This is a genomic window from Streptomyces yaizuensis, from assembly GCF_034961445.1.
Classification (GTDB): Bacteria; Actinomycetota; Actinomycetes; order Streptomycetales; family Streptomycetaceae; genus Streptomyces; species Streptomyces yaizuensis.
In genome coordinates this window covers 1-26180 of sequence record NZ_BSBI01000025.1, presented here as the reverse complement: position 1 = coordinate 26180, position 26180 = coordinate 1, and the positions used below count along the sequence as shown (strand labels likewise).

Annotated in this window: 24 protein-coding genes; 10 read left to right on the top strand and 14 right to left on the bottom strand. The window is 70.8% G+C overall.

The annotated features are described in order from the left end of the window. Positions 1–70 precede the first annotated feature (70 nt). Together SYYSPA8_RS36630 and SYYSPA8_RS36625 are read right to left on the bottom strand one after the other, a co-directional pair. Complete coding sequence (locus SYYSPA8_RS36630) at positions 71–943, bottom strand: hypothetical protein (RefSeq protein WP_323451802.1); 873 nt, start codon at positions 941–943, stop codon at positions 71–73. Between the two features lie 422 nt (positions 944–1365). Further along, complete coding sequence (locus SYYSPA8_RS36625) at positions 1366–2484, bottom strand: FAD-dependent oxidoreductase (RefSeq protein WP_323451801.1); 1119 nt, start codon at positions 2482–2484, stop codon at positions 1366–1368. Positions 2485–2538: 54 nt separating this feature from the next. Between SYYSPA8_RS36625 and SYYSPA8_RS36620 the strand changes: the two genes are divergently transcribed. The 3 genes from SYYSPA8_RS36620 (at position 2539) to SYYSPA8_RS36610 (ending at position 4696) form a co-directional block, all read left to right on the top strand. Next, entirely contained in the window at positions 2539–3231 is a 693-nt protein-coding gene (locus SYYSPA8_RS36620) for a TetR/AcrR family transcriptional regulator (RefSeq protein ID WP_323451800.1), read from the top strand. Between the two features lie 532 nt (positions 3232–3763). Beyond that, entirely contained in the window at positions 3764–4108 is a 345-nt protein-coding gene (locus SYYSPA8_RS36615) for a hypothetical protein (RefSeq protein WP_323447224.1), read from the top strand. A 423-nt stretch (positions 4109–4531) separates the two neighbouring features. After that, on the top strand, positions 4532–4696 hold the full coding sequence (locus SYYSPA8_RS36610; protein WP_323451799.1) for a hypothetical protein: 165 nt from the start codon (positions 4532–4534) through the stop codon (positions 4694–4696). Positions 4697–5420: 724 nt separating this feature from the next. On the opposite strand, the gene SYYSPA8_RS36605 is transcribed toward SYYSPA8_RS36610, so the two are convergent. From SYYSPA8_RS36605 to SYYSPA8_RS36595, 3 genes are all read right to left on the bottom strand, one after another. Further along, a complete protein-coding gene (locus tag SYYSPA8_RS36605) occupies positions 5421–6731 on the bottom strand; it encodes an MFS transporter (protein ID WP_323451798.1) in 1311 nt (436 codons plus the stop codon). A gap of 124 nt (positions 6732–6855) precedes the next feature. Next, a complete protein-coding gene (locus SYYSPA8_RS36600) occupies positions 6856–8025 on the bottom strand; it encodes an acyl-CoA dehydrogenase family protein (RefSeq protein WP_323451797.1) in 1170 nt (389 codons plus the stop codon). A 14-nt stretch (positions 8026–8039) separates the two neighbouring features. Further along, positions 8040–9596: an acyl-CoA synthetase gene (locus tag SYYSPA8_RS36595; protein WP_323451796.1), complete on the bottom strand. Its 1557-nt coding sequence runs from the start codon at positions 9594–9596 to the stop codon at positions 8040–8042. A gap of 113 nt (positions 9597–9709) precedes the next feature. Between SYYSPA8_RS36595 and SYYSPA8_RS36590 the strand changes: the two genes are divergently transcribed. The 4 genes from SYYSPA8_RS36590 to SYYSPA8_RS36575 all read left to right on the top strand — a co-directional run bounded on the left by SYYSPA8_RS36590 (position 9710) and on the right by SYYSPA8_RS36575 (position 13567). Then, on the top strand, positions 9710–10336 hold the full coding sequence (locus tag SYYSPA8_RS36590; RefSeq protein ID WP_323451795.1) for a TetR/AcrR family transcriptional regulator: 627 nt from the start codon (positions 9710–9712) through the stop codon (positions 10334–10336). A gap of 281 nt (positions 10337–10617) precedes the next feature. Next, the gene (locus SYYSPA8_RS36585; RefSeq protein ID WP_323451794.1) at positions 10618–11631 is read left to right on the top strand and encodes a serine hydrolase domain-containing protein; all 1014 of its coding nucleotides are present in this window, start codon (positions 10618–10620) and stop codon (positions 11629–11631) included. 712 nt (positions 11632–12343) lie between these two features. Beyond that, positions 12344–12556, top strand: a complete 213-nt coding sequence (locus SYYSPA8_RS36580) for a hypothetical protein (RefSeq protein WP_323451793.1) — start codon at positions 12344–12346, stop codon at positions 12554–12556. Positions 12557–13033: 477 nt separating this feature from the next. Continuing rightward, entirely contained in the window at positions 13034–13567 is a 534-nt protein-coding gene (locus SYYSPA8_RS36575) for a hypothetical protein (protein WP_323451792.1), read from the top strand. A 50-nt stretch (positions 13568–13617) separates the two neighbouring features. Here SYYSPA8_RS36575 and SYYSPA8_RS36570 read toward each other — a convergent pair whose 3' ends face one another. Further along, positions 13618–14172, bottom strand: a complete 555-nt coding sequence (locus SYYSPA8_RS36570; RefSeq protein WP_323451791.1) for a DUF721 domain-containing protein — start codon at positions 14170–14172, stop codon at positions 13618–13620. A 353-nt stretch (positions 14173–14525) separates the two neighbouring features. On the opposite strand from SYYSPA8_RS36570, the gene SYYSPA8_RS36565 reads away from it, so the two are divergent. Beyond that, positions 14526–15740 carry a hypothetical protein gene (locus SYYSPA8_RS36565; protein WP_323451790.1) on the top strand — a complete coding sequence of 405 codons (1215 nt, stop codon included), beginning with the start codon at positions 14526–14528 and terminating at the stop codon, positions 15738–15740. A 320-nt stretch (positions 15741–16060) separates the two neighbouring features. Here the strand turns inward: SYYSPA8_RS36565 and SYYSPA8_RS36560 are convergent, their stop codons facing one another. From SYYSPA8_RS36560 to SYYSPA8_RS38450, 5 genes are all read right to left on the bottom strand, one after another. Continuing rightward, entirely contained in the window at positions 16061–16360 is a 300-nt protein-coding gene (locus SYYSPA8_RS36560; protein ID WP_323451789.1) for a hypothetical protein, read from the bottom strand. A 47-nt stretch (positions 16361–16407) separates the two neighbouring features. Beyond that, on the bottom strand, positions 16408–16806 hold the full coding sequence (locus SYYSPA8_RS36555) for a hypothetical protein (RefSeq protein ID WP_323451788.1): 399 nt from the start codon (positions 16804–16806) through the stop codon (positions 16408–16410). 613 nt (positions 16807–17419) lie between these two features. After that, positions 17420–17806: a peptidase inhibitor family I36 protein gene (locus SYYSPA8_RS36550; RefSeq protein ID WP_323451787.1), complete on the bottom strand. Its 387-nt coding sequence runs from the start codon at positions 17804–17806 to the stop codon at positions 17420–17422. A gap of 373 nt (positions 17807–18179) precedes the next feature. Next, positions 18180–18728, bottom strand: a complete 549-nt coding sequence (locus SYYSPA8_RS36545; protein WP_323451786.1) for a hypothetical protein — start codon at positions 18726–18728, stop codon at positions 18180–18182. Positions 18729–19038: 310 nt separating this feature from the next. Next, the gene (locus SYYSPA8_RS38450; RefSeq protein ID WP_407706166.1) at positions 19039–19680 is read right to left on the bottom strand and encodes a GPP34 family phosphoprotein; all 642 of its coding nucleotides are present in this window, start codon (positions 19678–19680) and stop codon (positions 19039–19041) included. A gap of 137 nt (positions 19681–19817) precedes the next feature. Here SYYSPA8_RS38450 and SYYSPA8_RS36540 point away from each other — a divergent pair, with 137 nt between their 5' ends. Then, complete coding sequence (locus tag SYYSPA8_RS36540) at positions 19818–20207, top strand: hypothetical protein (protein WP_323451785.1); 390 nt, start codon at positions 19818–19820, stop codon at positions 20205–20207. Between the two features lie 275 nt (positions 20208–20482). Here the strand turns inward: SYYSPA8_RS36540 and SYYSPA8_RS36535 are convergent, their stop codons facing one another. After that, entirely contained in the window at positions 20483–21514 is a 1032-nt protein-coding gene (locus tag SYYSPA8_RS36535) for a teichoic acid biosynthesis protein C (RefSeq protein ID WP_323451784.1), read from the bottom strand. A 138-nt stretch (positions 21515–21652) separates the two neighbouring features. Beyond that, positions 21653–23752, bottom strand: a complete 2100-nt coding sequence (locus SYYSPA8_RS36530) for an MMPL family transporter (protein WP_323451783.1) — start codon at positions 23750–23752, stop codon at positions 21653–21655. 754 nt (positions 23753–24506) lie between these two features. Between SYYSPA8_RS36530 and SYYSPA8_RS36525 the strand changes: the two genes are divergently transcribed. Then, the gene (locus tag SYYSPA8_RS36525; protein ID WP_323451782.1) at positions 24507–24662 is read left to right on the top strand and encodes a hypothetical protein; all 156 of its coding nucleotides are present in this window, start codon (positions 24507–24509) and stop codon (positions 24660–24662) included. Between the two features lie 25 nt (positions 24663–24687). On the opposite strand, the gene SYYSPA8_RS36520 is transcribed toward SYYSPA8_RS36525, so the two are convergent. Further along, positions 24688–25467 carry an NPP1 family protein gene (locus SYYSPA8_RS36520; protein WP_323451781.1) on the bottom strand — a complete coding sequence of 260 codons (780 nt, stop codon included), beginning with the start codon at positions 25465–25467 and terminating at the stop codon, positions 24688–24690. Positions 25468–26180: the final 713 nt, after the last annotated feature.

The following is a 26180-nucleotide window of genomic DNA, read 5'->3' as shown; positions in this document are numbered from 1 at the left end:
CCTCCACCCCTGGACCGTCCGCCTCAACCACGCTCCAGCCCGGTAGCCGGCCACAGGACCAGAAGCGCGGTCACGGGCAGTTCACCGCCGCATTGCCTGCGGTGACGGTGCACTGGTCGATTCCGGTTACGCCGTCCACGAGCCCGTCGTTCCTGATGTATACGCTGATCGTGTCGTCACCGCCGTCGCCCAGAACATCCTTATCGTTCTCGGCCACGCTGATGTCGTCGTTGCCCTCGCCGCCGTCGGCGGTACCACCGACGCCGGGCTCACCGTTCGTGTTGAACTCGAGCAGGTCATCGCCCGCACCGCCGAGTGCCGACCCCCCATTGGCGGGCCCCCTGATCGCGTCGTCGCCTCCGTCGCCAGCGAGGGTTCCCCTGCTGAAGGAGTAGAGGCTAATGATGTCGGTGCCGTCGAGCAGGCCTCCCCCGCGGACTTCACCGGTGGACCCCACCGCCGACTCCCGCCCTTCGGTTTCGTCGCTGGACCCGCCGTTGATCGTGATCTCGTCGGCGCCGGCCCCACCCTGAACACTGCCGCCGTCATCGACGCCCACAGCGGGGTTCTGGTTCGAGTCTCCTCCGATGGCGGTGATGCTGTCGTTGCCAGCGTCGCCGATCACCGTCCCGGTGACGGCCTTGCCAGCGGAACTCGTCGCGGTGGAAGCGGTGATGGTGTCGTTGCCGTCGAGGGCCGCGCTCAGGAGCGGGGTCCCGCCGCGGACGGTCCTGGTGACCGCGGTCACTCCGTCGGATGTCGAGGTCGGCGCGGTCACCTGGATGATGTCCGCCCCGGCCCCGCCGTACACGGACCCGGCAACCGACCCGCCGGTGACGGTGATCCGGTCATCGCCCGCGCCGCCGTTGACGGTGGTGTCGGCGGCTACCCCCGCCGCACAGGCGATGACGTCGTCACCCAGACCGCCGGTGATCAGGGGCAAGGTGACAGGAGAACCGTTGACGGTGCAGGTGGAGGCCGCGTACGCGGGCCGGGGCCATAACCAGCAGGCCAGTGGTCACCACCCCCACCACCACTCCCCCAGCACTGACACAGACAGGGATACGAACCATGAGGAGACTCCTTAGGCTCCGCCAGCCACCGAGACCAGGCCAGGCGTGGTGAAACCGATCGACGCGCCGCTCCAAGCCGAAACGGCCGGTCAGAGGGAAAGCCAAAGGCCACCTATCTGTCCCAAGGCTGAATCAGCGCAAGCCGACTCGTCACGAAACGTTACAGATCAAGATGTTGTGGGACGGCTTCTGAACCTGCTCGGCCGCTACAGCTTCACCGCCGGCGTCCCGGCCGGCGGTGCCCTACGCCCGCTACGCGACCCGGATACGCCCGAACTCAACGAGGACGAAGTCAGGATGGCTGGACTTGGTCGAAGAGGGCGAGGGCTTCTGCGGGGTCCGGGCTCACGAGGCGTTCCAGACCGGTCGTCGTGATCTTCGCCCACCTGCCGGCCCGTGTCCACATCTGTTCCTCGAAGGCGCGGACGACCTCGTCCAGATCTCCATGGCCGGTGGTGATGGACTCGGCGAGTTCGGCGCCTTCCAGCATCGCGAGGTTCGCGCCCGCCCCCAACGGGGGCATCAGATGGGCGGCGTCGCCCAGTAGCGTCACCCCGGGGACATGGGTCCAGGTGTGGGACACGGGCAGGACGTAGAGGGGGCGGTGGACGAAAGCGGTGGCGTGGCGGAGGAGGTCGAGGACGGGAGCGGCCCAGCCGTCGAACAGCGCCAGCAGGCTCGATCGCACAGCTTCGACGTCGGCCAGGTCCAGGTTCGCGTGCCAGTCCAGCGGCGCGCGGAACTGGGCGTACACCTTGATGTGGCCACCGCTGTTGCGCTGGGCGACGAGAGCTCGGTTGACCCCGTACACGGCCACGGAACCGTCGCCGATCAGCCGGGCGAGGTCAGGGTGGCGGGTGTCGACGTCGTCGAGTGAGGTTTCGACGTAGGTGACGCCGGCGTAGTGCGGCGTCACCGGGGAGACTGCCGGGCGTGTCCGGGACCAAGCGCCGTCCGCGCCGACCACGAGGTCGAACGTCTCCTGTCGCCCGTCCGCGAAACGGACCAGTACGCCGTCCCGGGTCTCCGGCTCCACCTGCGTCACGCCTCGATCCCACTGGATGTCGAGAGGGCCGAGCAGCAGGTCCCGGAGCTGTCCACGGTCGATCTCGGGATTGGTCCGGTCATCCGGACGGCGTCGCCAGTCGCGCAGGACGGTGCCGTCCGTCTCCAGGATGCGCATGGCCTGCCCCTCGGGGCGGGACAACGCATGGAACTCCGCGAGCAGGCCCGCCTTGTTCAGCGCGAGCTGGCCCAGCCCTTCGTGCATGTCCAGCGTGCCGCCCGGGGGGCGGGCGTCGGGGGCGGGCTCGCGTTCAAGGACGGTGACGGGGTAGCCGTGGCGGTGCAGGACACGGGCGAAGGTAAGGCCTCCGGGGCCGCCCCCGACCACAGCGATACGATGTCTCATGGCGATACACTGTATTCTCTCAATACGATGTATCGCAGCAGAACGGTGTGAACCATGAGTGTGTGGGACCGGCCGGAGCCGCTGGCTCGCCCCGTGCCTCTCGATCAGGAGCGGATCGTTGCCGCCGCCATCGCGCTGGCCGACGAGGGCGGGCTGGACGGGGTGTCGTTGCGCAAGGTCGCCGCCCGGCTGAACGCGGGCCCGATGCGGCTGTACGGATACATCTCCACCAAGCAGGAGCTGTTCGACCTCATGGTGGACGAGGTCTACGCCGAGATCCTCCCCCAGGAGCAGCCCGGTGACTGGCGTGAGGCGCTGGGCACCCTCGCCCATCGCACCAGACACGCCGCTCTCCGGCACGAATGGCTGGCCGACCTGCTTGGCGGCCGCCCGGCCCTGGGCCCGAACGCCCTCGCGGTGGGCGAGGTCACGCTGGCCGCCCTGGAAAGCGTCGCCGGCATCGACACCGCCATGCGCGCGGTGGAGACTGTCGGCGCCTACTTCACCGGCGCGATCAGGCGCGAGATCGCGAACCTGCGGGCCGAGCGCGCCACGGGCCTGTCGAAGCACGACTGGCAGCGCGCCTCCGGCCCGCATCTGACAAGGATGTTGGCCACCGGTCGCTTCCCGGCGCTGGCCAAGGCCGTGCACGACGGCACGGACGTGGACGCCGAGGCATCCTTCGAGACTGGCCTGGACTGGGTCCTCGATGCCGTGGCCGCCAAACTCACCCGACCGTCGGCATGACGCTCAGCCCTTGCCGAAGGTGAGCGAGCCCGGGGCCCGGTACCCATGGGCCCGTGAAGGTAGCGCTCGGTGATGGTCTGGGTTACGTCACTGAAGGCGTTGCCACTGCACCGGACACGGGATGACGGTACTTGGTGTCGGCAAACGATGGCGAGCTCAAGCGGTGGAAGCACCACCGTGAGCTCAAGGCGCTGACCGAGGACGTCCCTGGACGCGGTGGTTGGTCACCCCGCCGTCCGGCCGGGGAGGGTGAAGACCGCCGGTGTCCCGCTGGCGGTATGGTCGCGGGGCCATGTCCCCAGCCCCTTGGGTCTGTGCGAGAACGGCCATGGTCACCGTGGTGAGGTCGGTACAATGCGCGCGGCGGCGTGCACGTACGCCGGTGCCCCGTCGGGGAGTTGCGGTCCACGCCCACAGTCCTGGGGTCGAGGTTCCCGGAATCGCGTGCCACGTGATCCCCCCTTGTTTCTTCTGTCTGCGATCTTCCAGTGCGGCGCGGGGCGTGGAGTCGGGCCGTGAGCAGGAGACGGGCATGACGAAGGACCGCAAGCGCAAGCCGGCCGCACGCGCGGAGATGGCGGTGACGGGGCTGCGGCGCGGGGAGGCTGGCGCCCGGGTGGAAGCCCGCCGGGCCGCTCCGGACTTCGGCGCCGTTCCGCCCGCCGGGGTGCCGATGGACCCCGACCCCCTGGGGACCGGGTACGAGCTGCTGACCGTGCCGCTGATCGTGACGGTCATGCTTCCGGCAGGCGCCGACGGCTGCGGCTACCTCGTCTCTCCGCAGGGCTGGTATCGGGCCAGGGCGCGGGTGTGGGGGCCGATGCCGACACGGGAGTCCGGGCTCGCGCCGCCGGCCGGGCAACGGCCCGGGTGCTGATCGTCCAGGTCTCCGCCCGCCGCCGCTGGTCGGGCACCGATACCGTCCAGGAGTACCTGCGCACCGCGGCGACCTCGGCCATCACCGCCCTGGTGGACCGCTACCCGGCGGTCACCGAACGGGCCGTCATGGTCCAGACCCTCGACCAGGAGACCGCGGCCCAGGTCCTCGCGGGCAGCGGGGAACCCGCCGGGATGACCGCCCGGTTCCACCCCAGCCTCCGCGACACCACCAGCGGCAACGCCCAGGACACGGACGACGACGAGGCCGGCCCCGGCCCCGTATCCGTTCCGGGTCGTCGACACCACCGACCGGAGCCGGGCCGCCGCGGGAAAGAACCTCTACAGCACGGCCGACGGCACGCCGGCCGCGACCCGCACCGGGCTGGAGGAGCTGGAGGCCGGCCACGGCCCGCTGCGCCCCGTGGTCCCTGCCCCGCAGAAGGACCTCGGCCGGCTGTCCGCTGCGTTCCTGGAGGCCGGGCCGACGGCAGTCGCCTCCCTGCCCGTCACCCTGCGGCGCCCCACCCGCCGCCACGCCGAGCACGAGGCCGAACGCTCCGGCCGTATGCGGAGCGGACGGCTGTAGGCCGGGGGCGAGGACTCCTGGGAGTGCCGCGTGATGCGGTCCCTGATCTGGGGCATCGGCGCCGACCCCTCCGACAGGCCCCAGCGCCTCCATGACAAGACCGTGACCGCGGTGATGGACCTCGTCGACTCTGGGGGGGGACCCCGACAGCACGGATCTACGTCGAGGCCGCGCACAACCTCGCCACCGCGTTCCGGACCGCCGCCCGCCAGGCCGACGGCTGGACGGCCGGACTTGGCGACCGTCGGCCGGACGCCCGGCGACCGGTGGCGACGGCGGAGTGACGCGCACTGCCTGCCGCAACGGCGGAACGGGCCGATCGAACCCACGGAATGTTGCGCAGTCGGCCGCGTCGGTGAGGTGGACCGGCTACCAGTCGTGGCGTCCGCAGTGTCGCCCGGTCGAGCTGCTGGTCGCAAAGAAGCACACGGAGATGCCGGAGCGTCGCCGTGCCGCACGCCACGACCCGAGTCCGGCGAACGCGGATTCGAGGTCGGGACGTTTGCGTGCGCGAGGCCAATCGGGTGCCTAGGTCGTTTCTTACGGATCAGGCTGGGTCAGGGAGCGGGGTCTGGTGCCGTGCATCGCAAGGCGGAGGAATGAGTCCCTGCGGTGGGGGCACCTCCCGGGCCGCCAGGCCCAGGGGGCCAGCGGCGACTGACGACAACGCGGCGAGGCGCGGTGCCAGGGCACGCGAGCCCCAGCAAGATCCGTAAGAGACGGCCTAGCCCGGCGCCCCGGGCTCTGTGCCGAGCCCCAGGCGTTGGGCGTCCCGCTCTGGGCGGATGGCCGTCAGGGCGAAGGCGCCTGCCGTGAGCATCACGGCGCCGGCGACGAGGAAGGCGGTGGTGTAGCCGGCGGTCTGGGTGTCGGCCGCGTCGATGAGGTGGCCGGTGAGGAACGGTGCCACGAGGCCCGGCAGGGTGCCGATGCCCGCGACGATGCCGAAGACGGCGCCGCGCTGGGCGGCGGGGACGACTTCCGCGGTCGTCATGTAGTGGAGGGGAATGGCGATCGCGATGCCGCCGAAGGCCAGCGCGATCAGCACGAGCCGCGGAGCGGACGCGTCGACGAACGGGAACGCCGCCATCGCGCACCCCGCCACGCACACCGCGATGCTCTGCGCCGCCCCGCTGGACCAACGGCTGCTCACTCCATGGGACTTGAGCGCGTCCACGAACGGGCACACCGTCAGCAGAAGCACCAGGCCGACGCCGGACATGACACTGATGGCGGTCGCGGAAGCCGCCGCCGACATATCCATCTGCGTTCTGAAGTAGGCGGGCAGCCAGGCATGGCTGAGGGACAGCGCCCACGCCGCTCCGAAGGCACTGGCGATGCTGCCGAGCACGGTGCCGGTCCGCAGGATCCTGCGGTACGGGAGCCTGGGCCCGCCGGATCCGGTGCCTGTGTGCTGGTGGTCGTACGGGCCGTCGTGGCCGACGCGCCACCACACCAGTGCCCAGGCCGCGCTGACGGCGGCGAGGACGGCGTAGGCCGAGCGCCAGCCGAAGCCGTCGATCAGCCAGGTGACCACCGGGGCGGCGATGAGCATGCCCAGGGCCGCGCCGCCGATCTGGAGGGCCGAGGGCAGGGCGCGGCGCTCCGGCGGGAACCACTTGTACAGGGCGTGCATGGACATCGAGGCCGCCGGTCCCTCGGCGGCACCGAGCAGGATGCGGCCGGCCATCAGGGTCGGGACCGATGCGACCACCAGGACCGGGAGCTGGGCGACGGCCCACAGCACGGTCATGCCGAGCAGCAGGATCCGGCTGGAGATCCGGGTGGAGAGAAATCCGACGAGGAGTCCGGAGACGCTGAAGAGGAAGTAGAAGGAGCTGGAGATCAGGCCGTAGGTGCTGTTGCTGAGGCCGAGTTCTTCCATGATGGGAACGGCGGCGAGGCCGAGGACCGACTTGTCGGCGAAGTTGATGACCATGAAGGCCACGATCATCACCGTGATCAGCCAGGCTCTGCGGCCGGCAGGTGCCGGGGGCGCGGTGTCCCGGGCATGCGTGGCGGTACGGGGTGCCATGGGGCGACTCCTGCGGATGCGGGTGGAGCAGGGGGTCGTACGGGTGGGCGGTGGTCCCCCGAGGCCGCGCGCCCCGCTCGCCGGAGCGGGGCGCGCGGCACCGCCCTGGGCACCAAGGGGTCGGTCAGATCAGGCCCTTGGCGATGGCGTTCTTGTGGATTTCCGTGGTGCCGGTGACGATCCGGAACATTCGCAGGCTGCGGAAGATCTGCTCGACCTCGTGGCCGCGGGTCAGTCCGGCCTTGCCGTGGATCTGGACCGCCTGGTCGGCGACGCGGAAGGCAGCTTCGGAGGTGAACAGCTTGCACATGTTGGCCTCGACGGAGACGTTGTCGCCCCGGTCGGCCCTGGCGGCGGTGGCCATCACCATCGCGCGGGCCGCGTAGATGTCGGTGGCCATCTCGGCGATCTTGTGGTGGATCGCCTGATGGGCGAGGAGCGGCTGGCCGAAGACGACCCGGTTCGTCGCGTACCCGACCGACAGGTTCCAGGCGCGGCGGGCCGCGCCGATGAGGGATGGGCAGTGCAGCAGGCGGTTGAGGGTGATGCGGCCGATGCCGATACGCAGGCCCTGGCCGATCTCGCCGAGGAGGTTCGCGGCGGGGATCCGGCAGTCCTCGAAGACGAGGTCGCCCTCCATCTGCTGCCCGGACATGGGTACCTCGCCGTCGAGAACCGTACAGCCGGGGGTGTCGAGGTCGACGAGGAAGGCGCTGTACGACTCCTCCTCGCCGGCCGTGCGGGCGACGACGATCGCGAAGTCCGCGAAGGGGGCGGCGGAGCTGAATACCTTCTTGCCGTTGAGGACGTAGCTGTCACCGTCGGGGGTGGCGGTGGTCGTCATCCGGCGTACGTCGGAGCCCGCGTCCTCCTCCGTGATGGAGAAGCAGCAGGCCCGCTCGCCCCGGACGACGGGCATCAGGTAGCGGTCGCGCTGTTCCTCCGTGGCGTACTTCACGATCGCGCCGACGCGCAGCGGGCCGCCCATGTCGCCGAGGACGGAGTGGGAGAGCGCGGCGCCGGAGGCGGTCAGCTCCTCCTTGAGTGCGCACAGTTCGTGGAGGCTCAGGCCCTGACCACCGAGCTCGGGCGGGAGGCTGATGCCGTAGAAGCCGTGTTCCGCGCTGCGCTTCCAGACGTGTTCGAGGGTGGGGCGGTCGAGCTTGGTCTCCGCGGTGATGCCGCGCTCGCGCTCGTAGGGGATGAGTTCGTCCGCCAGGTAGGCGCGCAGGCGTAGGACGAGGTCCTGGAGGCGCGGATGGTCGTCGTAGGAGGGTTCGAGGGTGAAGGGCATGCCGGTGTTCCTGTTCAGTTGACGCGGCGCTCGGCGCCCGCCCAGTAGGGGTCGCGGATGGCGCGGCGGTCGATCTTGCCGTTGGGGTTGTGGGGCAGGGCGGTGACGAAGTCGACCGAGCGGGGCTTCTTCATGCGGGCCAGGCGCTCGGCGCAGAAGTCGATGAGGCCCGCCTCCGTGAGGGTGGTGCCTTCGCGCGTCACGACGACGGCCTTGACGGCCTCGCCCCACTGCTCGTCGGGGACGCCGACGACGGCGGCCTCGTAGATGTCGGGGTGCTGGTGCAGGACGGACTCGACCTCGACGGCGTAGATGTTGAACCCGCCGGAGACGATCATGTCCTTCTTCCGGTCGACGATGAAGACATAGCCGTCCGCGCGGCGGCGGGCGAGGTCGCCGGTGAGGAACCAGCCCTCCCTGAAGGTCTCCGCTGTGAGGCCCGGCTCGTTGTGGTAGCCGGGCACGACGTCGGGCCCGCGGACGGCGATCTCGCCGATCTGCCCATCGGGTACGGGCTTTCCGTGGTCGTCGACGATGGCGACCTCGGCCTCGGCGAGGGGGCGTCCGCAGGACAGCAGCAGTTCCTCGTCCTCGCCCTCGATCGCGCGCCGGTGGTCCTCGGTGGAGAGGAAGAGCACGCCGGAGGTGGTCTCGCCGCATCCGTAGCCCTGGGAGAGGACCGGGCCGAAGAGGTCCCAGGCGGCCCTGATCCGGGCCGGTGACATCGGCGCGGCGCCGTAGATCAACTGGCGCAGGCTGGAGGGGTCGTAGTCGCGGGCGTTCGGCAGGGCGAGCACGGTGTTGACCATCGTCGGTACGACGAAGGCGTGGGTGGCACGCTCACGCTGGACGGTGGCGAGGAACTCCTCCGGGTCCCAGCGCGGCAGTACGACCGCACAGCCGCCGGCGAAGAGGATGCCCATCAGCGGCATACCCGAGGCGTGGGTGACCGGCCCGGCCAGGATCTGCCGGTCACCGGGGCCCACCCGGGTGTCGGCGCTCATCACCGACTTGCGCATCAGGGCGAGCCGGTTGCCGTAGGTCTGGACCGCTGCCTTGAGCTTGCCGGTGGAACCCGAGGTGAAGTGCAGTACGGCGATGTCGCCTTCGCCGCACTCCGCCTCGACGGGTTCCGGCTCGGTGGCCGTGAGGGTCTCGGCGTAGCCCGGCCCGAGATCGTTCGGACCATCGAAGCCGAGGACGGTTCTCACTCCCGTGCCGGGCACAGCGGCGCGGGCGGTGTCCAGATGGGCCGCGTCCGTCAACAGCACCCGCGCGTCCGACTCCGCGAGCAGATGGGCCACCTCGGCGGTGCCGAGCCTGGCGTTGATCGGCGCTCGGGCCAGGCCGGCCTTGTAGAGAGCGACTTCCGTGACGACCAGTTCCGCGCGGTTGCCGGCGAGGGTCGCAACCCTGTCGCCCCGGCCCAGGCCGAGGGCGCGCAGCGCCGTCGCGAGCCGGTCGCTGTGGTCGTCGAGTTCCGCGTACGTCAGCCGCACCGGTCCGCAGACCACCGCCTCGGCATCGGGTTGGTGGCCGGCAGTCCGGCGTACGTACCGCCCGAGGTTCATCACACCTCCAGAGATTCCGAACACAATGTCCAATAGCAATCTTGGTGTTCGGAAACGTAGAGGCAGCGTTAGGGTCAGGTCAACGGTTCGGACAAGAAGGAAGCGAAGTGGACATGAAGCCCGCAGTAGACCGCCGCATCCTCAGGACCAGGGCCGCACTGCGCCAGGCCCTGGTCGAACTGGTCCTGGAGAAGGGGTTCCACGCGATCACGGTCGAGGAGATCACCGAGCGGGCCGATACCGGCCGGGCCACCTTCTACGCCCACTACCGCGACAAGGAGGACCTCCTGGTCGGCATCGTCCGCGACCTCGCCGAGGACCGGGACCGCCTCCTGCCGGCGGTCCGGCAGGCGCACGCCGAGGGGTTCACCGGACTGCCGGTGAAGTACATCTTCGAACACGCCGAGCGGGAGAAGCCGGTCTACCGGGTCGTCCTGCGGGGTGAGGGCGACGGCCGGGCCCTACGGGAGTTCACGGATCTCATCTGCGCCCACGCCGAGGCCGCCTTTCGCACCCGGGTCGAGCAGCTCGCGGTGACCCCGCGCATCCCCCTCGACGTCGTCGCCCGCGCCTGGACCGGTGAACTCATCGGCCTGCTCACCTGGTGGGTCGAGAACGACACCGGCTACAGCGCCGCCGAGATCACCGCGCATCTGCGCGACCTGTCGGTCTACGGCCGCGTGTGGGCCACCGGACTCGCCCCTTCCGACGCTCCGGGCGCCCACGACGTCACCGCCTGAACCACGCCCGCACCGCTCCTCCTCTGCCGCACCTGGCCGATTTACGAGACACCATGTACGGTATCGAGCCCGGTACTCCAGGACCGAAAGAGCGGAGCGTACGCATGACGGGCATTCCCTCGTTGGCCGATCTTGTGTGGGCCCGGGGCTACACGGATCCGGCATGGGCCCGACGTCATATGACCTCGGCTGGGGAACTCGTTCCGAGCCGTCGTGTCTGGCGGGGCTCCGGCGGTGCGTCCTCCCTGCCCACCGCACCGGCCGACACCCTTGACGGACTCATGTTCACGGGACCGCGGGGGCACGCTCTCACCCTCACGGAACTGCTCACCCGGGCCGAGACCGACGCCCTGCTGGTCCTGCACCGCGGACTCCTGGTCCACGAGCAGTACCTCCACGGGTACGAGCCCCATGTCCCGCATTTCAACGCCTCGGCCGCCAAGTCCTACCTCGGACTCGTCGCGGCGGTCCTCGCCCACGAGGGGCAACTCGACCGCGGCGTCCACGTCGCGAAGTACGTCCCCGAGCTTGCCGGCACCGCCTTCGGAGACGCCCAGGTCGACCACCTCCTCCACATGGGCACCCAGATGAGCTACGCGGGCCGCCCGTACGACAAGGCACTCGAAGCACAGCGCTACTTCGCCGTCCTCGCTCCCCCACTGCGTCCCTACGGCTACACCGGGCCGGCCACGATCCGCGAACACCTCGCCACCGCCCGGACGACCGGCGAGCCGGGCACCGCCTTCCGCTACGAGAACGGCAACGCCGAAGCCCTCGCCGAGGTCCTGCGCCGCGTCACCGGCACCACCACCTCCACCCTGCTGTCCGAGATGATCTGGTCCCGCCTCGGCGCGGAGGAGGACGCGTACTACCTCCTCGACTCCGAAGGAACGGAGGCCGCCTGCGGCGGCTTCAGCGCCACTGCCCGCGACCTGGCCCGTCTCGGCGAGTTGATCCGCTGCGGCGGCGCGATCGGTGACCGCCAGATCGTCCCGGAAGCCGTCGCCTCCACCATCGTCTCCGGCGTCCCGGACGGCTACCCCCACCGCGTGCGCTTCCCCGCCGCACCCCCCGACGCGCCCGCCACCCTCTCCTACCACGACCTCTGGTGGATCCCGAACGACCCGTACGGATCCTTCATGGCCAGCGGCATCCACGGCCAGCGCCTCTTCATCTCCCCCGCCCTCGACCTGGTGATCGTCCACTACGCCTCCCAGATCAACTCCCCCTCCGTCCCCCAGGTCCCCCTCATCCAGGCGTTCTTGCAGATCGGCACACACCTCCGCGGCTCGTAGTGCCCTGTCGGGTGGTGCCGTAGGGCTGCCACGGGATGGCCCGCCGGCAGGCGCGGCAGGCGCCGGTCCCAGTGGCGATGAGGTGCTGGAAGAAGAAGTCCAGGGCCCGGCAGGGGTCAGGTCCGGCAGGGGGCGTGGGTCCCTGATGTTCCAGGGTGCGGGCTGCCCAGACGCGGCCCGGCGCGACAGGGGTCATGCCCAGCACCCGGCGGCATGATTCCGATGCCCGCCGCAGGAGACGAACGCGGATACCGGTTCGGTGCGGCCGTGGATCCGCTCAGCCGACCGCGGGCAAAACGTCGTGGGAGGCCTGGTCCGCCACGGCCCCGGCCCCTGTGCGAGCCCACCCCGGTGATAGCTGGAACCGGGCCGGTGGGCGAGGGGTGGCAGCCGGTGGTGACACAGTTGGTGACGGTGCGCTGGTTGGCGGGGTTGAAGGTGCACAGGCCGCCGTCGGCCACGCCACCCTCGGGAGAAACGCCGTCGCCGTTGACGGTGGCGCCGGGGGCGTTGCCGGCTGCGTGGTCGCCATCGCCTTCGTCCGCGCGGCCGCCGGTGGGGGTGATCGTGTCGAGCACGCCCCCGCTCCCGCCCCCGCCCTCGACGGCGCTGCGCCTGGCGCCGAGCCCCAGGGCGCCGGGCCGTCGTCCGCGACGGAACTGGACGCACAGCCCGGCGAGAACACGGACTGGCCCGGCCAGGAAGAAGACCGATGAGATTCGTCTGGCTGGGAGCCCTCGCCGCGCTCGCCGTCGTCATGGCCGTGTTCACGCCGTATGTGTTCCGCACCGAGCCCACGGCGAAGGCCGTCGCCTGGTCGGTGATGCTCATCGGCACCCTCGCCTTCATCGCCGTGCTGATCCGCCCCGAGTTGCTCCTCCGCTCGTGGAAACGGCGAGCGGGAGGCGGCGCCTCCGAGAACTGACGCCGGCCTGCCCCCGCGTGAGCGACGCAGATGTGGGCGAGTACCAGCTGGATGGGGCAGTGCCCGTTGTGGACGGGGGTGCAGTCGTGGGGTCCTGCACAGCCCGGACACTATCTTTGGCGATCCGGCGGGCCGGGATGCATTTCGAGCAGCCGCGCGTTCGCGGCGGCGGCGGCGGCCCGCAGGTGAGCGGAGGACAGGAACGCTCCCAGCTGGCTTCCGGTTGCTTCGAGCGCCGCGATCCGGACGACAGACTGAATCGCCATCTCCGCCCCCAGGCCCGTAGCGCCGATGCGACGTCATTGTCAGTGGGGATCAACACGCTGAATGGCTGAAGGCCGATCAGTGTCCGGACTCAGGTCCAGCCTGCCGAAAGGGCGTGCGATTTCAACTCTGCAGCGGGGACTTTCCCTGATCCGCTGCTGTACGGACCCGGCATTGTCATGATGGCCGTACCAGAGAGCGGGAAGGGGAATCGTGGCGTTGAGCAGCGGGCAGGTGAAGGTATTGGAAGCGATCAAGGCGGGGCAGAGTGCGTCGCGCTGGGTTGCCGCCGATGATCTGGACGCCTCCCGAAAGCATGTGGTCGCGCTGGTGGCGGAGGGGCTGATCGAGGAGAGGGGCACCGGGGCCCGGGGACTGGCAGTGCGACTGACAGCCGAGGGGCAGGATGCGCTGGCTTACCGCGAAGGCCGACTCGCATCCCGGGACGGCACCAGTGAGCAGCCTCCGGGTACCAGGGCTGTTGAGCTCACGCCGACCGAGTTCGCCGCCGTCCGTCACTTCGTGGCCATCGCCGACAGCCTTCACAAGCCCCCCGCTGAGGGCCTTGCGGAGGCGGTCCTCACCGCACGGTATGTACCCGAGGGGTCCCGGCACGTCCTGCTTCTGACGAGAGCGCAAGTGAAATCCCTCGCCTATGCCATGCACTTGGAGGGCCTGGCGCTTTCGAGGACCGCCGCCCATCGCCTCTCCCATTATGGGGTGTGGTACAAGCCTGTGCCGAGGTAGACGGAGCCCACGACGACGTCGACAGCAGGAGAAGATCCGGCCAATCCCTCTCACGCGGGCACCCGGAACGGAGCCGGGCCGGGAGCCACGGCCACTGGTCCAGCGTGCCGCGCCGCGCGCTCCGCTCGGGCCCGGCGCAGCGCGGCTGCCTCGGTCGCCGCGGCCTGGCGGCGCTCGGTGCGGACCTGCCCGACCGGGGCCGGTGCATCGTCCGGGAAGGCGTCGGGCTCGGGGAACTCCCGTTGGGACAGGGCCCGCATCGCGGCGGTCTGCCGTTCCACCACTTCCGCGGTGGCTGGGCCGACCCGAGAGGTCCGGACGGCCTGGCAGTGCGCCTCGATCGCATGGCGGTAGCCGTCAGGCGGCGTCCGGCGCTCCCCCGGCGCGACGGGAACGGCCGACTGTGGGGTCAGGTCGGCTGCCGCCGTGCCGGGGCCGGCCTTCTGGGGCGCGGGCGCCAGGACGTGCAGGGCGCGGGCGTTCGCGTTCGGCACCCGCTTGTTGGCCGCCGTGAGCCGCTTCGGCGCGCTCCAGCGCAGCTTCGTGCCGACGGCCGGGGCATCGGGGACGACGTCCAGGCGGCCGGTGTCCGCGTCAAACGCCACGGCCTCTACCCGTCCGGTGACCTCGTGCACGACCGCGGCACGGTCGGCCAGCAGCTGTCGGCGTCGGCTCCTTGTCTTCCGGCGTCCAGCTCATGCAGGTCATGACCGCCGACTTCGAAGCATCACGGCGACCGCGGTAACCCGTCTCGGGTGGGCCGATTCCTGACCGCGTACAAACCGACCGCCATGGCAACGCCCGGGACGTCTGCGACCTGCTGGTGCCCCCGTGTCGGCTGTATTCGGACGTCGTCGAGACCTGGGCAGCGAGCAGTGTGGCGCACGGGATCTCTCCACGCGAAGCTCGGCACAGCAGTGCCATTCCGGCGAAGTCCGCGAGACGAGGAACGCACGTCATGAGTATCGGCATACAAGCCCTGCGGTCAGCAGGTGCCGCCACCATCGCCCTGGCCACCGTCTGCACCCTCACACTGGGCGCGGCCGGCAGCGCGACGGCCGACACCGGTCCGGTGGTGGCCAATGTGGCCGTCGACCTGCCCTTGCCTCCCGGCGCCGTCGGGAGCTATCCCTACGAGGTCAATGACAACGGGGTGATCGTCGGCTACGCCGTCATTGATTCGGTGAGCCGGAGGTTACCGATCCGCTGGAACGCGGACCTCAGCGCCACGGTACTTCCGCTGCTGCCCGGGGACCAGCACGGCGAGGCCATGGCTGTCAGCGGCGACGGCACCGCCGTCGGCTTCTCGGGGCACCGCCTGGTGAGCTGGGCCCCCGACGGCACGGTCACCCTGATGCAGTCGCTGCCCGGGGACTTCGTCGCCTCGGCCTACGTCCGCGAGATCAATCGCACCGGTACGGCCGTCGGAAACACCCGGACCGGCACGAACGGCACGGTCTACCGCGCGGTGAAGTGGGGCCCGGACGGCCGGGCCGTCCAGCTCGCCGCACTGAGCGGTGACGTCGAGAGCACCGCCCTGTCGGTCAACAGCTCGGGCACGGTGGCCGGTCTGTCCTACTCGGCGTCCGGTGTCGCCCGTCCCGTGAAGTGGAGCCCGGACGGCACTCCCATCGCGCTCGACCCGACCTCGGCCTACAGGAACGTGTGGGTCCGTCAAATCAACGACGCCGGCACCGTGCTCGCGGGGGCCACGCCGACCGGTGCCGCGAACCTCCCATGGCGCTCCGTGACCTGGAACGCCGACGGCACCGTCACGGACCTGGGCCGGCACTCCGCAGCGAAGGCCATCAACGCCTCCGGCACCGCCGTCGGCCACCAGCTCGGACAGGACAACATCGACTACACCGCGACACGCTGGAGCCCGGACGGCACCGCCGCGACCATCGGCGCCGACTACGAATACACCACCGCCGTCGCCGTCAACGACGCCGGTGTCTCCGTCGGTCATACCGGTCAAATGGTGCCGTCCGATACGAACCGCTACGCCCTCCGCTGGGAGCCCGACGGGACCCTGACCGAATTGAACGTGGCACCGCACGGCAACTCCTACGCCCTGTTCGTCAACAACGCCGGACTGACTGTCGGCGTCCGCCAGGTCACCAACCCGACGCCCACCGGCTTCCAGCACACAGCGGTGATCTGGCGGCCATAACCACCGCCATCCGTTCGGGGCCCACCCGCACACGGGCGGGCCCCGAACGCCCACCAACCACGGAATCACGCGGCCGCGTACCTGACGACGGGATGCGGCTCGACACCGCACCGGGTGTGAGAACCGCGGCAACGCCATCCACCTCCGTCGTGCCCACCGCATGCGGATCCGCGGACAAGCGTCGTCAACCGCGACCGCGGGGACGTCCTCCGGGTTGTCCAGGCCCCCCGGGTAGCGGATGGTCCCGAGCCGGACGGCGAGGCCGGTCCGGTTGCGGGCGCCCCGGGCGGCGCTCGCCCGGCGCCACGCCCGATAGCGGCTCACCGTGCTTCTCCGCCGCCGTCGCCCAGGTCGTCCTGGGAGACCGAGTCGGAGTGGTCGCCGGCCTTCAGCCGGGCGATCACCTCGTCCTCCTCGGCCAGCGCCTCCGCAGGAAGCGCCCAGTCCGCGAGCACCTGCGGCAGCTTCGAAGCGTGGGTGCGGGCGACCACCCGGTCGAACTCGGCGGCCCGCTCCGGCGAGAGCGTCGCCCGGATCCCCTCTATCGTCGCCGGGATCTCCAGCAGCTCCCCGCCGATGACGGTGGTCCACGTCCCGGCCGCATCCACCGACTGGCTCATGGCCTGGTCCCTCTCTCCCGACGCCACTGTCTTCTGGTGCCGCCACGCTACGCCGCCCGGTGCCCGGCCCGGCCGGGCACGAAGAGGGCACACGTGAACGACTGGGCCGGGCCCGCGCCGGCGACGCCCTGGTTCGGCCTCCCGCCGTAACCCTCCTTGCAGAAGATCTCGATGTCGTGGGACGTGTGGTCGATCCGGTCGTTGCGGATGCCGTTGGCCATGTCCGTCGCGGCCACCCGCGAGGTGACGTCGAAGACCTCGTTGGCTGCCGCCCGGCGCAGGATCTTCTCCCTGTCGTTGGCCGGGACCTCGACCACGGCCGCCCGGGCGCCGGGCGCCCGCTCACGGATCACACTCGGAAGGCGCAGCAGATCGGGCCACCAGGGCAGCATCTGGCCGGCGAGCGCCGCGACGTCGGCCGCGGCCTTGGAATCGCTGGAGTGCACGAGCCCGATCACACCGAGGTCGGTGTGCCAGTCAGGCGCCGCCCCCGCACCGTGTCCTTGTGGCCGGCCCAGCGGCCCGGAGCCGGCCCCTCGGGCACAGGGCGCAACAGCAGGGCGCCGCGGTGGGCAAGCTCCGAGGTCCTGCGCCTGGTCGAGGTGGCTACGGCGGGGATTCCGCCCAGGTCTCCGGCCCGCCGCCGCGCCACTCCACGACCGTGGGGTCTGTGAGGTCAAGGTCCATGCCATTGCACCGCCCGCGCATGCCTGTGAGCGACCAGGGCGGGGCCGGCTACTCCAAGCACGGTGTTCTGCGTGATCGTCAGGAGAGACCAGCTCTCGGCCAGCCGTACGGGGATCCCGTCGGCGAACAGCCCGCTCCTGCGCACGAGACAGCCGGCCTGCCCGGGTTCAACACCCGGGACGTCAGCGCATCGCCCGGCGGCCCGGCCGCTCGGCATCGCCCTCGTACGGGCTCCAGGCACAGCGCCGGAATCTCATGGCGGAGGCCGCCGGTGGATCGCTTTCCGGGGCGCAGGCGGCGATCGGCGGCGGTTCGGGGCCATTCCCGTGGGTGGTCCCGTCCGGCCGAACAGGACCACCCACGGGAGCCGGCTCAGCACAGAGGGCTGGAAGCGATGACGAACGAGGTCATCCGGTCGTTGATGTCCGCCGGGAGCATCCAGGAAGCTCCTCCCGGTCCGATGGACTGCATGATGCAGCCGCCGCCGTAGTCGGCGTCGAGGTACATGCTCACCCACCACCGGCTCCGGTTCCGGTACGAGCTGGTCCGGTCGTTCATCGCGGCGCCGATGTTCGGGCTGCTGCCGCTGGAACTGAAGAAGCGGCCGGTGTAGTCGTTGTGTTCCCAGACACAGAAGTGGGCGGGCGGGCACTGGTCGGGGGAGACAGCGGTGGCGGGGGCGGCTCCGCCGGTGATCACGGCAGCGAGTGCCGTGGCGAGAGCAGCCGGGCGGAATCGTCCGCCACGAGAACGTCTCATGCGGGTGGAGACCTTTCCGTCGGCCCTTCATCGGGCGGCGGGCTCGTTCCCGGGGTGGTCCCGGACCGAGAGGGCAAGCGGACCGGACCACACCTTCGCATCAGCGGGCGGCGCGGGCCGGAGGAGAGCGCCAACGGCGTTCCGCTAGGTCGTTTCTTACGGATCAGGCTGGGTCAGGGAGCGGGGTCTGGTGCATGGGGTCTCCCCAGGCCCGCCAAGGCCGTGGGGACGCATCGCAAGGCGGAGGAATGAGTCCCTGCGGTGGGGGCACCTCCCGGGCCGCCAGGCCCAGGGGGCCAGCGGCGATTGACGACAACGCGGCGAGGTGCGGCACCAGGGCACGCGAGCCCCAGCAAGATCCGTAAGAGACGGCCTAGGCGAACCGGATGCTGCTCGCGCGGTCGTTGAAGGTGTTCAGATTGGTCCGGAGGTACGCCACGTCGCTGGCCCCCTGGAAACCAGCGTGCTCGTGGAGCCGGGCCACGCAGTACATTCCGGTTTCCATCGAGCTGATCCTGTCGTTGAAGCCGTAGTCGTCCAGCCGGGGAAAGTCGAAGCGGAGATTGTTCTCGCACACGGGGCTCTCGCCCATGGTGATGAAGGTGAGGGTCTCCCCTTTGAAGACGGCATGCTCAAAAGCGGTGCCGAGCCACTTTCCGGCCACCGCGCGGGTGGCGGCAGAACTCTGGAGCCGGCTGCGGAGCGCCGCGACCTCCCGGCCGGAGACCTGCGCGGGCGCATCGGTGACCGCTCCGCCGGTCGCCTGCCGCATCGCCTCGGTGAACGTGAGATGACAGGTCGTTCGGGACGACTCGGCCACGGCGACACAGTGCCGGGAAGCGGGGACCGCCTGTGCGACGGTGGCGAAGGGTACGGCGGAGAGGACGAGCGGGACAACGACGACTGCGGAACGGATCTTCACGGTGCTCTCCTGTTCCTCGGGTGAGGATGAGGGGTCGTCCTCGGGGGCGCGGGAGCTGAGGGTGCGCGGGCGAGGGGGCAGGGTACAGACGAGTGTCTGAAGCCCCCGGGTCACTGCACGGCCCCACGGAAGCGCGGGTTCAACACCTCGTGGGGACCCCTTCAGCGGCGCTCCAGCGCAGCCGGCAGCCGCCGGTGAAGCGCCACTGACGGTGCCCTCTGAGCCGAAGGGCGCCACCGGCCCGCAGTCTTCGGTGAACGCCGTGTCCGGGTCCCGGGCAAGGCCATGCCCACAGCAGAGGCACCGGCCGTCATCCGGAACCGGCGGACAGGATTGCCGGTGAACTGTGGCTCGAAGTCGGCGCACTGGGCCCTGCCCATGGCTTCCTCTCCCATCCCCATGCCGGACGAGGACAGAGATCCCCCGCGGGAATGTCCCGCCGATGGCCGCGCTGCGCCGTGAGCACCACCGGCAGCCCTCCCCGCCGGGACGACCGCCGCCCGGGCAGCGCTGATGGATCCTGCTGGTCTCTCGTGCGCCCGGGTACCCGGCACCGGTTCGCCGGGCGCAGGCCCCCTCGGAGCGGTCGACTGCCGGCGCTGACCGAGGTGACCACGGTGGTGGTGATGATCGCTGTCAGCGCCTGCTGTGTGGCCTCGATGACCTGGCGGACGGCGGGCGCTGCCCACTGGCCCTGTGCGATCACCGCCATTACGGCTTCGGCCTGGGACCGGTCGGCGCCGGGGAAGGCCGGCGGGGCCGGCTTCGCACCGTGCAGCAGGGCGATCAAGCTCGCCATCCGCGCGTCCGGGCTCCCGCGCCGTGAACGACGGCTGCGTATGGCCGGCACCCGCCTCACCCGCACGACGAGAAGAGTGACGGCGGCACCGCCGCCGGCGCCTGTACCTGCCCTCCGCTCAGCCCGGGGCGCGGTCTCGACATCGTGAGACATCCCGCTGCGAGCCAGAAAGACGGGGCCCGGACATCCTTGCCCGTTCGGCCGCCGACTGTCCGCAGGCTGGGCAGGATGCGGGGATGTCCTTCACCTGAAAGACCCCGCCGTGGGAACGGCACGAGGACTGTACGCACATGGCGGTCGCACTCCTCCACACCGGCGGCGGGCAGATCGCCGTGTCCGCGACCAGCCTGCGGGGCGACGACGCCACCGAGGCGCTTGCCGACTTCCTCATGACGGACCCCGGCGCCCGAACGACAGCGTCGACGCCCGGACTTGTGGCCGTGGTGGTCCGGCGCGGCATCGACGTGATACCGACAGGGCGCGCGGTTCGCCCGTGCGACGCCGCCGGCGCCCCGGAGGGGCTGCGCACGCTGCGGCTGGGGTGGTGGGTACTGGAGACCGTGCCCGGCGCCGTCGAGGAGACGGACGTGGAGGTCGCCCGGCTGCGCGCCCGGGGACTACAGGTCACCCTGGACGAGAACGGCGACCTGGTCCCGCTCGACGGTCACAAAGCCGCCTGAATGACCTACCGGATCGCCTACGCCGGACAAACGGAGGCGGCGCCGCGGGCCCTGCCCCGCCCGCGCCGCACGCAGATCGACGCCGTCATGCGCTCCACCATCGCCCGCGACCCCTACGGGCACGGATCCACCGCGCCCCGGCCGCCCTCACCATCACGGCCGTCCGGCCGGCCAGCATCTCGTACCTGGTCACGCCCGCCTCGCAGCTGGCGGAATACCGTGGTGCGGACATCGGCCGGGCTGTTCTGCGCGGTTGTCATGAGGGGCCGGTCGGGTCAGCCCTGTGTCAGCTCGTCCTTGAGGTAGATGGTCACGGTGCGGGCACCGCTGGTCCCGCAGGCGAAGCCCAACCCCAGGTCGAACACCTGGGGTGTGGCCCGGTCCGGCACCCGGATGGAGAGCCCCTCCGGCTCCCGGTACGTCAGCGAGGCACCCGCCTCGGTGAGGAACGTGGTGTCCACGGCGCCCGTGCCGAGGTGCACCGAGGTGAGGTGGGTGTTGCCGATGCCTGCGGGCGAGTTGGGGGAGTCGTAGGAGTCCCCGTGCAGCAGATAGAGATAGCTGCCGGCCACCGCGTACCCCTGGAACGACGGACCTCCGACGCCCGGGAAGGGATTCAGCTCCGCTACGTCGGCGACGTAGTCGTTCCAGATCCCCTGGCGCGCCTTTTCCACATCGTGCACGCGGTAGCGCATCCCCCCGCCGAGCTCGAAGCGATGCACCAGCCGCCCGTACACCGGATCGATGTTCACTGTGTTGTGGCTGCTGCCCGGCACCGGCGTGTGCTTCTGGAGCAGCGCGCTGGTGTTCGTCAGAGTCTGCCCGTCGACGTATGCGAAACGGCAGATGTTCTTCCCTCGTCCGCTCCACCGGCCGGCGGTGCCGGGGACGAGATAGGGCTCGCTGTCGACCTCGGTCCACAGGTGCGCCACACCGGTGGCCGGGTCGGGGTCGACTCCGATGCTCACGCCGTGTCCGAACCCGGTCAGCAGCATGAACCCGTCGTACGCGTAGCCTGGTGCGGTCGCGGACCCCTTCCACACCCACCGGGTGATGGTCAGATCGCCGTTCTTGTCACGTTCCGCGCTGCCATTGGTCAACTGGGCGAGATAGACCGCCTTGTTGATGTTGTCGAAAGCAAGTGACTGGAGCACGGTGTGATCGTGCGCGGGCTTGTCCTTGACGAGGGGCGGCTCCACCGTCCGCCCCTCGACCTTGATCTTCTTCGTCGGTACGAGCCGGGCCGCGCCCGGCGCCGGAAAGGTGACGCCGACGGACGCCGTGTCCGCCTTTGGCAGATCACTCATGTGCTGCCCTCCATGGTGAGATTCCCGTACCAGGATCGACCGAAAGTCCGGCCGCGTCCGGCCGATGGCAAGACTTCACCCCGCCGGTCGGTTCGGATTCGGGCCGTGACGTCCCGGGGTGGCGCGGGAAGAGAAGAGTCAGCGGCGGAGGCCGCCTGGTGGCCCGGGCCACCAGGCGCGCTCGCCCAGGCTCCGTACCAGGGCCGGGACCAGGAGGGAACGGACCACCAGGGTGTCCAGGAGCACGCCGAAGGCCACGATGAAGGCGATCTGGATCAGGAAGGCCAGCGGGATCACCCCCAGCGCCGCGAAGGTCGCCGCCAGGACCACCCCCGCCGAGGTGATGACCCCGCCGGTCGCCACCAGGCCCTGGCGCAGGCCCTCGCGGGTGCCGAGGCGGATCGACTCCTCCTGTACCCGGGACATCAGGAAGATGTTGTAGTCCACCCCGAGCGCCACCAGGAACACGAACCCGTACAGCGGCACCGAGGCGTCGGTGCCGGTGAAGCCCAGCAGGTGGGTGAAGACGAGGGACGCGACCCCGAGTGTGGCGAAGAAGTTCAGCGCGACGGTCGCGACCAGGAGCAGGGGCATGAGCAGCGAGCGCAGCAGCCCCACGAGGATGACCAGGATGATCGCCAGGACGACCGGCACGATCAGGGTCCGGTCGGCCGCCGCCGTCCGCTGGGTGTCGATGCGCTGGGCGGTGATCCCGCCCACCAGCGCGTCGGCGTCCGGCACCGCGTGAACGGCCTCGCGCAGTGCGGTCACGGTCCGTTCGGCCGCCTCGCTGTCGGCCGGGTCGGTGAGGGTGACGTCGAGCCGTACCCTGCCATCGGCGATCAGGGGCGGTCCGCCGGGTTCGCCACCGGCCGTCGTCGGGAGGACGGAGGCGACGCCCGGTACCCGCGCGGCGGCGGTGGTGACCGGCTCCAGGGCGCCGGCGCGGGCCACCACCACGGCGGGGCTGCCCGATCCGCCGGGGAAGTGTTCACCGAGTACGGCCTGCGCGGTCACCGAAGGCGCGTCCCCGACGAGGGTCTCGTCCAGGGGTACCCCCCGGGTGGTCAGGGTCGGTGCGAACGCGGCGCAGGCGAGCAGCCCGGCCAGGGTGAGGGCCCAGACCCGGCGCGGTGCCCGGTCCACAAGGTCGGCGACCCGGCGCCAGAGCCGTTGGGATCCGTTCGCTGTCTCCGCGTCCGCCCGGTGGGGCCGCGCGGGCCAGTAGGCCGCGCGGCCGAGGAGGACCAGGACGGCGGGGAGGAAGGTGAGCGCCGCCGTGACCGCGCAGACGATGCCGATGGCCCCGACGGGACCGAGTGCGCGGTTGTTGGTCAGATCGCTCAGCAGGAGCGCGAGCAGCCCCAGCGCCACGGTGGCAGCGCTGGCCAGCACGGGACCGGCCGAGCGGCGCAGGGCGGCCCGCATTGCCGCCGTGCGTTCGTCCCTGTGTGCCAGTTCCTCGCGGAATCTGGCCGTGAGCAGCAGCGCGTAGTCCGTGGCCGCCCCGATCACCAGGATGGACAGGATGCCCTGCACCTGGCCGTCGACCCGGACGATCCCGTGTTCGGCGAGCGCGTACACCACTGCGCACGCGAGGGCGAGCGCGAGCACGGCTGCCACAATGATCAGCAGGGGGAGCAGGAGGCTGCGGTAGACCAGCAGCAGGATGACGAGCACTGTTGCCAGCGCCACGCCCAGCAGCAGGCCGTCGATCCCGGAGAACGCGTTCTTGAGGTCTGCCTGGGCGGCGGCCGGGCCCGCGAGGTGGGCGGTGGTGGCCGGCACGGTGCGGGCCTCGGCCCCGATCTCGTCCAGCGCGTTCGCCAGCCCGTCGTCGAGGTCGGCCCGCAGTGGTACCACCGCCCGCAGCGCGCGGCCGTCGTCCGAGGCGAGCACGGGGGACGCGGCTCCGTCGAGCAGGGGCGAGCGGCCGATCTGCGCCAGGGCCGTGGCGGCGTCCTCGCGTGCCGTCGCCGGCAGCGGGCCGTGGCCGGCGCGCGCGGTCCACACGATGACGAGCGGCAGGGCCTCGCTCCGCCGGATTTTCTCCTGAATGTCGATGACCTGGGTCGACTCGGCGCTACGGGGGAGGAATGCGGCCTGGTCGTTGGTGGCGACCTCGCCGAGCTTTCCCGCGTAGGGGCCGAGGGTCCCGCCGATGCCCAGCCACGTGACAAGGAGGACCAGCGGTATCAGCAGACGGGTGGTACGGGAAGCCTGGGCGGTATGGGGCATGGACGGCACATCCGCTGTCTCGACGGGGTGGCTGCGCTGACGGGGGGATCATTTTGACGGAACGGGATAGTCGGGATGGTAGGGGACGGGAGCGCCGGGCCCGGAACCGGCCCCCGTACCGCCAGGGGCGTTTGCCGGACCCTCCTTGGAAAGCCCGGAAACGGTCTCCGCTCGGGCCTCCAGCAGATCCGCGCCCACGACACGACCACCGCCAGAAGGAGCCGGACCTGCCGACCTTCCGTAGAACCTCGCCTCGGCAACAAGCCGGACGGCCCGAAGCTACGGGAATAGGCGCCGGGACAGAGGGAGGAGCACCTGCGGACATGTCCCGGGGCGCACAGCACACGCGGCCCCGGGATGGCGGGGCTGCGGCCTCAGGCTCGGACCGTGCGGCGGGAACACCTCCGTGCCGTTGAGGTCAGGGCCTTTTCCGTGGCCCGTTCGGTCGACCTCCGGCTCTGCCCGGCCCTCCTCATCCGGCACTACCGGTGTGCCCCCGGCACGGACGACGGCGGTCGCGTTTCGCGGGGCGTTGCGGGCCCTCTGAGCACCCCGGCAGGCACTCCGCACGCACGGTACCGGCCGGGGCTGTCCCTCGGGCCGGGACGCGGGATTCCCCGTACGGCGGGGGCCGTGCACGTGGTGGGAAGGTGGCGTCCGGGTGCCCAGCCCTCGTTTCCGCGAGCCCGTCCCGGCGGAGGTCAGTGGCGGAATTCCCGTTCGGGATCACCGGCGTCAATCCGGCGGGAAGGGTTTGAACCAGACGTCAGTGTGGAGGTTTGCCATCCCTGTCGTCACCACCGCCGGGCAGCTCGATGAATCCGCTGCCGGACTGCGCCGGGGCGCGGACGCCCTGGAGGAGTGGTGCAGCCTGTTCCCCGTTCTGCGGGTGCGGGCCCGGCCTTCGTGACGCGACGGGTGGGTGGACGTGACCGTCAGCCATTCGGATCGAAGGGGATCCCGGCCGGTTTGGCCGTTGACAGATGGTAGGCGAACGCGTTGTCCTTCAGGCCGAAGTTGGCGCTGCCGAAGTTGTGGGCGCTGAGCCGGTCCCGGATTCCGGCGGGGTAGCCGTTCCAGCCGACGAGCGGCGGGTACTGCCAGGAGCCCTTGTGGTTTTCGGGCGGTTCGTCGTTGGCGACGGCGGCACGGAAGCAGTGGGTGCTGATGCCGTCCTTGTGGTAGACGATCTTCGGATGGGTGCCGTCGAAGCGGATCGCCGATGCGTTGTGCACGGTGAAGGTGCCGTGGTTGGAGGTCGATACGTATCTCACCTGGCTGTTCTGCACCCACACCGCCACGTGCTCCCAGTCGTGGCGGTGGCCGCCCAGACCGACGCCGGGCAGGGCCTGGTCCTTCTCGAAGTAGAGCGCGTAGAGGATCCCGCACCAGCCGTTGTTGCACTTGTAGCGCGAGTACCCGTTGGTGTTGTCGAGGTCCCAGGAGTCCCGGCACTGCCCGTTGAGCGCGCCCGTCGGGTTGAGACCCGGGTTCACCGTGCCGTCCGCGCCGATGGCGGGTGTGGAGTAGCAGCCGTCGGTGTCGTAGTCGTAGGCCGGCTGGAATGCGTGCTCGAACCCGTCGGCGTTGGCGGGCAGCCCCGGCGGGGGTGCGGCCTGCGCGGTGCCGGGATGGACGAGTACGAGCGCGAAGGCACCGGCGAGACCGGCCAGCCAGCGTCCGGTGCGCGGGGTGGAGGACTTCTGCGTGGGCACGGCGGCTCCTCGGGGGTGCGGCCCGACGGCGAGGGGGCTCGGGAACGAGGTTCGGGAGGCTCAGGGTGCTCGCCGCGTACCCTCGTTGCCAAGTACGGCGAGCGCCACATCGTCCGTCGTCCCGGCCGCCCGCGTCTGCGGAGCCTTCGCACCGCACCCTGCCCCCCCGTGACCGGGCGCCGGCGGCACGGCGCCCGGTCCCGCCCGCCCCTTCGACACGAGCGGGTCCGCCCCGGGAACCCCACTCCGGCCTGGCCGCCCACCCGGTGGCCCCTGTCCGTCCCCGGCAGGGGCCCGCCCGCGAAGCCGCTCCAGCCGTATGCCCAGGAGGTGCTGAGCGGTACGCTCCCTCGCCGTATCGGCGGCCGTGGTCGCCGCCGCAACGGCGTCCGCGCCGTTCGGGTTGCGCCGGAACCAGTGCCGGTTCTGCTCGGTCCGGTACGCCCGGCGGGCCTCGGCTATGGTCCCGCGGGCCCTGGCCTCGCCCCCTGCCCATCGCCTGGGTGACCGGTGACTGCGCCTGCGCCTGCGCCTGCGCCTGCGGTCAGGAATGGCGCACGCGCCGCACCCCGGAAGAAGCCGGAGTCGGCTAGTGACCTGAGTCGGAGGTTTGTCGTTGGTTGGGGTGTGAGTCGTCCTGGACCGAAGATCCCGCCGTTGTCGTTGACCGATGCCCAGAGGGTGGTGCTGGAGGGCTGGGTCCGTCGTCGTTC

Excerpts from the sequence above, each read along its gene's own strand:
- SYYSPA8_RS36625 (WP_323451801.1), bottom strand. The coding sequence starts at position 2,484 with ATGAGACATCGTATCGCTGTGGTCGGGGGCGGCCCCGGAGGCCTTACC.
- SYYSPA8_RS36620 (WP_323451800.1), top strand. The coding sequence starts at position 2,539 with ATGAGTGTGTGGGACCGGCCGGAGCCGCTGGCTCGCCCCGTGCCTCTC.
- SYYSPA8_RS36615 (WP_323447224.1), top strand. The coding sequence starts at position 3,764 with ATGACGAAGGACCGCAAGCGCAAGCCGGCCGCACGCGCGGAGATGGCG.
- SYYSPA8_RS36605 (WP_323451798.1), bottom strand. The coding sequence starts at position 6,731 with ATGGCACCCCGTACCGCCACGCATGCCCGGGACACCGCGCCCCCGGCA.
- SYYSPA8_RS36600 (WP_323451797.1), bottom strand. The coding sequence starts at position 8,025 with ATGCCCTTCACCCTCGAACCCTCCTACGACGACCATCCGCGCCTCCAG.
- SYYSPA8_RS36595 (WP_323451796.1), bottom strand. The coding sequence starts at position 9,596 with ATGAACCTCGGGCGGTACGTACGCCGGACTGCCGGCCACCAACCCGAT.
- SYYSPA8_RS36590 (WP_323451795.1), top strand. The coding sequence starts at position 9,710 with ATGAAGCCCGCAGTAGACCGCCGCATCCTCAGGACCAGGGCCGCACTG.
- SYYSPA8_RS36585 (WP_323451794.1), top strand. The coding sequence starts at position 10,618 with ATGTTCACGGGACCGCGGGGGCACGCTCTCACCCTCACGGAACTGCTC.
- SYYSPA8_RS36580 (WP_323451793.1), top strand. The coding sequence starts at position 12,344 with ATGAGATTCGTCTGGCTGGGAGCCCTCGCCGCGCTCGCCGTCGTCATG.
- SYYSPA8_RS36565 (WP_323451790.1), top strand. The coding sequence starts at position 14,526 with ATGAGTATCGGCATACAAGCCCTGCGGTCAGCAGGTGCCGCCACCATC.
- SYYSPA8_RS36560 (WP_323451789.1), bottom strand. The coding sequence starts at position 16,360 with ATGAGCCAGTCGGTGGATGCGGCCGGGACGTGGACCACCGTCATCGGC.
- SYYSPA8_RS36550 (WP_323451787.1), bottom strand. The coding sequence starts at position 17,806 with ATGAGACGTTCTCGTGGCGGACGATTCCGCCCGGCTGCTCTCGCCACG.
- SYYSPA8_RS38450 (WP_407706166.1), bottom strand. The coding sequence starts at position 19,680 with ATGTCTCACGATGTCGAGACCGCGCCCCGGGCTGAGCGGAGGGCAGGT.
- SYYSPA8_RS36540 (WP_323451785.1), top strand. The coding sequence starts at position 19,818 with ATGGCGGTCGCACTCCTCCACACCGGCGGCGGGCAGATCGCCGTGTCC.
- SYYSPA8_RS36535 (WP_323451784.1), bottom strand. The coding sequence starts at position 21,514 with ATGAGTGATCTGCCAAAGGCGGACACGGCGTCCGTCGGCGTCACCTTT.
- SYYSPA8_RS36530 (WP_323451783.1), bottom strand. The coding sequence starts at position 23,752 with ATGCCCCATACCGCCCAGGCTTCCCGTACCACCCGTCTGCTGATACCG.